The following is an 8952-nucleotide window of genomic DNA, read 5'->3' as shown; positions in this document are numbered from 1 at the left end:
GAATGTTTTGATCTGAGGAATATAATCCAAATCTCGAACGAATATGGAATCGTTCGTCTCTAAAGCGATGAACTCATATTCCTTGAATATTTTGTCAATGGGAAATGCGGGGGCTGTTGCGTCAAAAGGTATATGGATCGTCTCTCCTTTTGTTATGGCGTTATCACGTAGTATATCTTTGGGCTGACAAGCTACGGCTAGAATAAGTAAAAAGAATAGGGGAAGATGTCTCATGTCTTTAAGATTTTGTTGGTGCGATCACAAATTCGACTTGTGATCGCACGTGTTTGATGTTTAGCCAACACAGATATAAGGCTCACCGCAACCTTCTTTACATGCGTCGCAATTGGGCTTGAAATAAGGATCCGGATTACCTTCACACTTACACGATACACTGCCACCTTTCAGAGATTTCATCTCTTTGGGGGTTAAAACTCTTGCGTCCTCTCGTAGGGACAACTTAGTCAAAACTTTCGTGATGCTTGAATTTTAAGTTGAACAAATTTGTATTCAGCTATCAATTCATCTGCATAGACCGGGATGTATTGAGGCAAATGTTTAAAATTTATTCTTTGAGAGTTTGATTTTTAGAGATTACCTCAGTTTGCCGATAAACAATACCGGATTGCTCTCCTCGTGTAACTTAGGGTATCTTTGTGTGATAGTGTTTCCCTCTTTCCCAAATAATAAATACGCCGGAATCGGTATGATAATCGATTCGTCAAGTTGTGGAAATATGTAATAAGGTTTCCATTTGAAGGATTCCTCGAATTGAAATTCTTGGAATATGCCGCTTTTTCCGTCCTGCTTATTTACCCAAGCGTAACCTTCCAGTTCTTCCGAGCCACCCTCATAGCGCATCAGCAAGAACTGATCTCCTTCCATAAAGATTGGAAGATGACCAATATACTCATGGCTCCTGTATTCGTCAAGAATACTGAGATAGTCCATCCTTTCCTGCTGCCAGAAACCTTTCGGCGGGGTCTTTCCTCCAATATCGATGGTATAACGGAGCAAACAGCTATCCTCATCCAATTCGTAGACATCCATAGTCTTATAGGTGCTGAAAAGATATTTGTTGTCATAATGGGCAAAATGCGTCTGCAAGAGAATATTTCCTCTTGATCTTTCTATTGGATAAAAATTCTTGACGATCTCTCTTGTTCTCCAATCTAATAAATGAATAAGATCGGGGATATCCTCTCTCTCTCCAACGGTACGCAGAAGCAACCGACTTTCATCCAACCAGGAAATATCCCAAAGCATACCGAGTTCATTCATATTAAAACGATCCATAAGATTTCCGTTTCGGTCGTAGGTGAGAATTGAACTTTTAGCCATCCAAGTCTCGATAATTGTAATATTCCCGTTGGGATGAACAATAAAACTAGAAATAGCGTTGTATTCTTCCGGTCCTGGCCCATGTCGATCAAATTTTCGTAAAAAACATCCTTTTTTTGTTGAAAATCAATATCTCTTTCCAATTTACTATGTAAATAGAGTCTCCGAATGTTTTGATCTGAGGAATATAATCCAAATCTCGAACGAATATGGAATCGTTCGTCTCTAAAGCGATAAACTCATATTCCTTGAATATTTTGTCAATGGGAAATGCGGGGGCTGTTGCGTCAAAAGGTACATGGATCATCTGTCCTTTTGTTATGGCGTTATCACGTAGTATATCTTTGGGCTGACAAGCTACGGCAAGAATAAGTAAAAAGAATAAAGAAAGATGTCTCATGTCTTTATGATTTTGTTGGTGCGATCACAAATTCGACTTGTGATCGCACGTGTTTGATGTTTAGCCAACACAGATATAAGGCCCACCGCAACCTTCTTTACATGCGTCGCAATTGGGCTTGAAATAAGGATCCGGATTACCTTCACACTTACACGATACACTGCCACCTTTCAGAGATTTCATCTCTTTGGGAGTTAAAACTCTTGCGTCCTCTCGTAGGGACAACTTACTCAAAACTTTCATGATGTTTGAAATTTAAGTTAAACAAATATTAAATGGTTCTCATTTAAAAGAGAATTTATCTTGAATCCAAGGAGAACTTATCCCGAAGTTCCTCTTTGGAATAGTTGACGACTTCATTCATGTCATGCACTGCCTTCTCGCTATGCATTCTTGAACGAAACATTCCGTTTTGATCCCGGGGATGGGATAGATGGAACAGGCATCTGTTGCTTCGATAAATCCGGTAGCCAAACTCCAGCCAGCGGTAATGCCTTTCTCCGTCTTCCAGCCCCCAGCCGTAAAAAGCCTCATTCTCCATGCCGGCTCGCCTGTATTGCTCCGTTTGGGCAAATACGGCTCCCCCGACCGCGCCGATCACTCCCTCTACCGTGTACAAAGAGTTCATCTTTCCTTGGTGCTTTTTCAAGAAATCCAGATCGCGATGGCGATAATAATGTTCCCTTAATATATCGGAGGTGTCTAGGAAATCCCCGTTGTATGGGTAGGCGATATCGTACGTATCAGCACGAAGTTTTTCTACCGCGTCCACTATTTGGGTATGATCTAAAATCACGTCCGCGTCCCAAATACAAACAAGCGAGGTTTCAAATAACCAACCCCATTTTGCCATGTGCCAATCCATAAGGGTAATCGCTCAATGAGGTATTGAACAAACGATTGTTTAATTCCAAAGGAGTATGGGACATGATCTTATAAGCTCCCCGAATTAGTTGAACGTATATTGGACTATCACGGGGTTATCTTCCACATCCAATCCTTCCATTTTTTGATCTTCCAACAAATCAGATGCTTGCTTAAACGTAAAGATAGAGTGTTCATCGGCAGAGGCAAAGATCGGATCTTTGGATTCAATACTGAAAATGTCTTGTTTCTCGCTGGCTAAATAAACATCGGGATACATCACTTGCCCCATTTTATCATAAAGTGCGAAACGTTGATCGGGTTCCGTTCCCATCTTCCAAGAAGTGATAACAGAATATGAGAGGATAATATATTTCTCCGTATCAATAAAATTGGAAAGCTGGATCTTTGGATGATCGATCGGCTCCTCCGAGGTAGCCTCTCCCGTAACCGTTAGTTGTTTGAAAGAGAATTTGCTGTCTCCTAAATTAAAAAGATACGCCGGGGTCAAGCGATTATTAGCGAATGTATACACGGTGTCATTGAAATAATGATAGAGATAAGCCTTCCCGTTGAGGTGATACATAAATGTCTCACCCGCATAAGTTTCTTGTCCCATTGTACGTTCGCGGAAACTAATCGTATCAATCTTACCCGTTGTCATGTCGCAAGCAAACAGATCCGGCATAACGCTATTGTTGTAAGACGAATAATAAAGCTGCTTGTTATCCAAAGCGATACGATTCAATGAATAATCTTCAGGAAGCGGCAAACTTCGTAAAAAATTCCCCTCATAATCGAAAGACATCATCTTTCGCCCAAAATAGTCTATCACATAAACGATCTTTTGTTCGCGGTCTACTTGTATACGTTCAGGAGCCACGTATTCAGCCGGGCCCTGTCCTTTCTGCCCGATCTTTCCGATGAAAGCGCCGTTTTTATCAAATTTGTAAAGCTGTCTATCCGCTACGATCCACAAATAATCTACATCTACCAACTGTGTGATTTTATTTAAAATACAAGAATCATTCGTTTCCAAGCGAATCGATTTGATTGTTACATTCAAATCTTCCAATGTAACTTTTTCTTGTTTAGGGGTAGCATTGATTACACCTAACTCAACGCTTCTGAGTTCTTCTCTATTGGATAGGGAGCCTTTACAACTAAAACCTATTAAGACGATGACTAAATAAAATAAATTTTTCATGAAATGACATAAATAATCAACCCCATTTTACCATATACCAATCCATAAGGGTAATCGCTCAATGGGATATTGAACAAACGTTGATTCAATTGTTTTAATGATATTAGCATGAACTTTATTCGCTTTTACGCTTTATCAACATGATTACAGAATTCGATTCCTCATCCAATGTAGATACAATATCCTTCAACGGGCTTTGAAGTTTGCCTTCATTCAAGGTGCTAATCAGATCATCCGATTGCAAGACCTTGAAAGCCCATATTCCGCTATCCAACGTCGTATTCGGATGGAGGCTTAGGCTGAAAGAGCGGTTATCCGTAAAGTCTTGGTTATGCATCTTATACGCATAAATCGCTTTCTCTTGGGTGTCATATACCAAGTCGGTAGTAGGAAAACCCTTGAATGTCTTAAAGTCCATACTCTTCTCCATAAGTTGCAGGAAGTAGTAACGTGACGTGAACAGATAAGGGAAAAGGAATACCTGCGTATCCATCCCATGAATGGATGGGGTCCGAATCAACAGGGGACGTAAGCTGCCATCCGTGGAATAATTATAGAGGGTATCGGAGGAAGCTCGCATAAGTACCCAATCCCCGTCAAAAGGTGTGGCGAGGCAAAAGCCAGGAGTTACCGTCGCTTCTCCCTCTATAATCACCGGGGTCTCTAATCGCTCATAAGGCAATTTGATCGTACGTGCGATCGTGCCATCAAGCTTCGAGACCAACAGATATGCCGACATATCATTTTCTATATCCGGCAGGTATCCATTGTAGCACAACAAATGGTCTTTATCATAATCGAACATCTCGATATAATAACCCTCGTCGTGGAACCCGAATTTCCTCTTGAAGTTTCCCATGTAATCGTATACCAATATCTTTTTAGCCGGATTATCTTTCACGAAAATCTCTTTGTTACGCTCATCCAGCAAGAGAGCCGTAAGTTGCGTGTACTCCTCCGCTCCCTGTCCGAGGCGATTGATCTTGCGGATGCCTTTCCCGGTCTTCCTGTCAAACAAGAAGAAATCCCCACTGTTTCCCCAGTTCTTGGTCAATAGGATCTCCTTTCCCACGGCTTGCACGGCTCCATGTGTCACAAACTCATCGGTCGTTTCCAAGGCCACGTATTCCACATCCGCTACATCTTGAAGCGTAAGGAGACGTTCGGTATAGTCGGACTTTATGTCTATGGAAATGACATCTTGCTTATTCTGTTTTTCCACACATCCTATCATGGTTATATATAAACAAAAAAAACATGAAACAACAAAAAATCTACTCATAATTATTTAATTTTATTTATATAGCATAAATTCGGTTTTCCTATTAAGGAGAGATCGCTTGGTGGCAATGCGCATCACCCCCAAAAATTTCGCTCTTGATATAGCTTGACCATTTCGCAATCCCAATCCACGCAAGAAGCGATAGCCCTGGCCGCTTCGCATTCCTTGCGTTCCGTCTCGTTTCTTGGACCGTCTGCGGCAATATACAACCTCTTTGGCCTTACCTCCCGGATTCGTTCGAACACCTTTCGGGTGGTATCCGGGCGACGGAAGAGGATAAGAAGAATAGCTGTATTTCTATCGTATGGTATCATATCGTTTGTAAAAATAAAAAATGCGTAAAGGTAACAAAGTATATTATATTACACTAACTTTATTTTTCCCGAAGTAAAAGAAAAATATTGAAATATATAATCCGCAAAACCACCCAAACGAATTTTTAAAACGAAATGGTTTGATTTTCGTCGGGATGCTAAAACGAAGCGGTTCGATTTTGGATAAAATTCAATGGCATTAAAACAATATTCAAACACTGTTTTTAATGCCATTGAATTTTAACTTCTCTTACTTGAAAAAGCAATTTTGAAATTTGCATAGGTCGTATAAAATCAATACTATAATGAATAAAGTAATCAGTCGCATTGACTTTAAACAGCTACTTTATCAAGCAACCTTATAATGTTGGATTTGATTTTATCTGTATTGCGTTTCCATTGGGTAGGCTCTTCGCCTTTATCGTATGCCGGGTAAGGTTGCGGTTCACGACAGAATCTGAACTTTTTGCAAAGTGGATAAATGTACCTATATGTCTTTACTTGGAATATTTCTAAATCACCTATTAAAAATGCGATGTTTGCCCGTAAATAACCACTTGGCGACGTGCTGTCTGTTAGTATCTGTTTATGTGTAACTTCCCCTGATCTTTTATTACGGCAAAATATTGTATAGTGGAAACCATAATAAGCAAAATTGGCTGCTTTGTAGATTGTTCCACACCCTAACCGTCCGTCTGCAAAACTTTGCACCGCAACACATGTAGGGGCTGCTTTTTTTAACAACTTGATAGATGCTGCAATCAGAATGCTTTCTGCATTATGCCCTAAAATATCATCTATCCACATCCGATTCAATTCGCACATCCATGCGTTGGGATCAGGATGGCTAAAAATTTTCGCATAGGGCGTTTTCATCAAACCATACACTGCAACACCTAAACATTTATCCGGTTCTTCCTCTCTAAATATTCCATAATTGAACTTGCCGAAGCCACCGTCATTCCACTTGTGCGAATAATGATGTTCAATTATCAATTCTTTAGCTAAAACCTTCGGAATATCTTTTATTATAAGGTTGCCTAAAGTTGTTTTTTTGTAAATCTCCATACTCCGTTTTTGTTTTATACTACAAAGGTGGGTAAAAGAGAAAATAGAGCATAATTTTTCAGAATGATTACACTGCATCATTCTTGCATAGGATCAATGCTCAAGCGGCTCGCAGTCATGCGATAATCGCTTGAGCAAGGTGTACACCTTTCGCTCGCTTACCTGATATTTGTCGGCTAGTACCGCCACTACGTAAGTCACCTTATCACCATGGGCGATCATCCGGGAATAGTCCTTGTACAGATCGATATAATTCACGTCCTCTATATGAATGCCACTTTTTAACATCCATCTGAAAGGTGTTTGATACAGATTTAAAATGTCGAATACGGTCATATTGAAATATGTATTATATTTGTGACGCCAATCACATGAAACAAAAACGAGTAGTCGCGACTGAAGGCATACAGCCCGCGGTCGTGCGGCTACTCGCATTTGTTTGTTAGTATGTGATTGGCGTCTTTACTAACAGCCGGGGGCTTTCTTATTTCCCCGGTATTTATCTTAGATATACAGATTGTCAAGGTTTGATATCCCCTCTCCTGATCACCCATTAAGGGTTAAAAAAAAGCAACTGAAGGTATTGTCATCCTTGGAGTATTCTATCATACAGGTAGAAGAATACAAACCTCCCCATAGCCCGTACGATTGGCCCGATAAAAGGACTTGAATATCGCCGTTATCACCTTCCATGATACCACCGCTCAAGTTTACAGAACGATAAGACCCTCCAATATCCCCTCGTAAGAGCAATAGGTTCCCGTCTTTGATGGCTTGCGTGATATTCCTCAATCCGGACTCACCTCCCACGGCTCTTTCTATTTCACCGGAAGTGGATCCTTCTGTTAAATCAATCAAACCGCTGGGGAGGACATATGTTGTCGTGATCAGGGTTTTGGTGATAGTACGTGACAAGTTCTCGAACGAGCCGTTCTCATCCCGTATGGTAGTACGAACAATACTGTTTTTTTCACAATCCATCGTATAGATATCGACCGATTTGTAACTACCGTTTCCCCCGGCTTCTGCACGAATAGGAAAAATTTGCTCATAAGGATTGTTTTGTGAATAAAAAGAGAAAGGCTCATTATCTCTTACCGCATAATAAAGCCCTTTGAACCCGCCCATTCTTTCGAGGTACCGGACCAGGCTGGCATCGTCTGAAACATATAAAGGATCGACAAGGCAATGATCGGCCTCCAGCTTCTTTTTAAGCCTTACATCCTTGTTGATCTTAAGAGTCACGGACCTATTCTCGTGAGAAACGTTTATTTTCAGGCTCGTGAGAACGATATCCTCACTGTGTGACACGGTATTTTGATACCCCATGTATAGGTAACGTGTATTGCCGGAAAACATACCTGCGTCCGCAGATACGAAAACCCCTTTAGAGAACACAAGAAAAGCTCCACTCATAACCCCATTCACGATGCCGTCAAATTTTTCTTTTCCTCCAAACGCGGTCATGACACCGTCGTAATCCTCCTCTCCGGTTAAGCCATTAACCGCAAGAGGAATCGTGATGGCGGGTATGAGGGAATAATCCCCGTCGATCTTATCCACCTTCATCTTATCCACCGCCGACATGAATCCTGGCTTTGCTGTCGTGGCTTGGGCATGCGAATGGCCCGCCCCGCTCAACCCGTCGTCCCATTTCTTCCGGTCCGAGTCGGACACCATCCTGTGCCCCTCGTCCTGGATCTTGTCGACGAACCGGTTCTTGCCATCATCCCCCAACGGCAGGGAAGGCCTGTCCGTCGGCCTTTCATAAAGCAACTCCGCCTCGTAATCATAGGCGATGGGACGGGTGACCCCATCGGCGTACGTCCTGTCGCTCTCCGAGTACCTTAACACGAGGTAAACGGGAAAGGAGGGGATGCCGGAAGCCCCCCTGAAAGGGCATACGCGGTAGACCTCGTTACCATCCGGGTCTTTACCCGACAGGCCCACCAAGCCCTCCGACACGCGCCCGGCCTGCCTGTCCACCTCGCACCCCTTGATGACCATGTCCCCATATTCACAGAAGAAACCGTCTATCGCCTTCAACGGCTCGTTCTCCAACTCTATTAAATCTGTTCCCGACCACTTCCTTATGCCGGGTTCCTGTACGTGCCTTCTCATATTGACTTTATTTTATAACGTTTTCCCGCTAATTTATACCTGTCTATCTCCGCCCTTATCCGCCCGGTGTCATACCCCTTCGGGATCAACACAAGGAAATCGAAGCCGTCGAATCCCTCCCCGGCCTCGCCGGCGAGGGGGATCGGGGCCAGCACGCCCTCCTCGCCGGACAAGCTGACCGGCAGCCAATGCGCCGGCTCGCCGCTCAACCCGATCCCCCAAAGTCCGTCATCATGCGAGAGCACCCGTATCCCCTCGCCGTACTTATCGGCAAGGAACTCCTCCAGCGTCATCCGTTGCCCGCAAACGCCAAGGCGGTAACGGGTATCCCGCCTCCACGAGGCGAAGTCGTCAA

At 42.8% G+C, this 8952-nt stretch carries 11 protein-coding genes and 1 pseudogene; all 12 read right to left on the bottom strand.

Annotated elements, in window-relative coordinates:
* A partial coding sequence (locus E5342_RS15260) for a hypothetical protein (RefSeq protein ID WP_135959713.1) occupies positions 1–234 on the bottom strand: 234 nt, incomplete at its 3' end.
* 60 nt (positions 235–294) lie between these two features.
* On the bottom strand, positions 295–468 hold the full coding sequence (locus E5342_RS20035; RefSeq protein WP_168354503.1) for a hypothetical protein: 174 nt from the start codon (positions 466–468) through the stop codon (positions 295–297).
* A gap of 126 nt (positions 469–594) precedes the next feature.
* A pseudogene (locus E5342_RS15250) lies at positions 595–1648 on the bottom strand (6-bladed beta-propeller).
* A gap of 153 nt (positions 1649–1801) precedes the next feature.
* Positions 1802–1984: a TIGR04149 family rSAM-modified RiPP gene (locus E5342_RS15240; RefSeq protein ID WP_135959709.1), complete on the bottom strand. Its 183-nt coding sequence runs from the start codon at positions 1982–1984 to the stop codon at positions 1802–1804.
* A 55-nt stretch (positions 1985–2039) separates the two neighbouring features.
* Positions 2040–2594 (bottom strand): galactosyltransferase-related protein, encoded by a 555-nt coding sequence (locus E5342_RS15235; RefSeq protein WP_246867132.1) that lies wholly within the window; start codon positions 2592–2594, stop codon positions 2040–2042.
* 96 nt (positions 2595–2690) lie between these two features.
* The gene (locus E5342_RS15230) at positions 2691–3812 is read right to left on the bottom strand and encodes a 6-bladed beta-propeller (protein ID WP_135959708.1); all 1122 of its coding nucleotides are present in this window, start codon (positions 3810–3812) and stop codon (positions 2691–2693) included.
* Positions 3813–3927: 115 nt separating this feature from the next.
* Positions 3928–5034: a 6-bladed beta-propeller gene (locus tag E5342_RS15225; RefSeq protein WP_246867131.1), complete on the bottom strand. Its 1107-nt coding sequence runs from the start codon at positions 5032–5034 to the stop codon at positions 3928–3930.
* A gap of 134 nt (positions 5035–5168) precedes the next feature.
* On the bottom strand, positions 5169–5408 hold the full coding sequence (locus E5342_RS15220; RefSeq protein WP_135959706.1) for a hypothetical protein: 240 nt from the start codon (positions 5406–5408) through the stop codon (positions 5169–5171).
* A 333-nt stretch (positions 5409–5741) separates the two neighbouring features.
* The gene (locus tag E5342_RS15215; RefSeq protein WP_057327573.1) at positions 5742–6476 is read right to left on the bottom strand and encodes a hypothetical protein; all 735 of its coding nucleotides are present in this window, start codon (positions 6474–6476) and stop codon (positions 5742–5744) included.
* Positions 6477–6569: 93 nt separating this feature from the next.
* Positions 6570–6812: a hypothetical protein gene (locus tag E5342_RS15210; RefSeq protein WP_057327796.1), complete on the bottom strand. Its 243-nt coding sequence runs from the start codon at positions 6810–6812 to the stop codon at positions 6570–6572.
* Between the two features lie 210 nt (positions 6813–7022).
* The gene (locus E5342_RS15205) at positions 7023–8597 is read right to left on the bottom strand and encodes a hypothetical protein (RefSeq protein ID WP_135959705.1); all 1575 of its coding nucleotides are present in this window, start codon (positions 8595–8597) and stop codon (positions 7023–7025) included.
* On the bottom strand, positions 8594–8890 hold the full coding sequence (locus E5342_RS15200) for a hypothetical protein (RefSeq protein ID WP_135959704.1): 297 nt from the start codon (positions 8888–8890) through the stop codon (positions 8594–8596). The genes E5342_RS15205 and E5342_RS15200 overlap by 4 nt, the downstream gene beginning before the upstream one ends.
* Between the last annotated feature and the right edge of the window lie 62 nt (positions 8891–8952).

Origin of the sequence: Parabacteroides distasonis, from assembly GCF_004793765.1 — a bacterium.
GTDB lineage: Bacteria > Bacteroidota > Bacteroidia > Bacteroidales > Tannerellaceae > Parabacteroides > Parabacteroides distasonis_A.
Note: the sequence above shows the minus strand (reverse complement) of the source record. Positions and strands in the feature narration are given on the sequence as shown.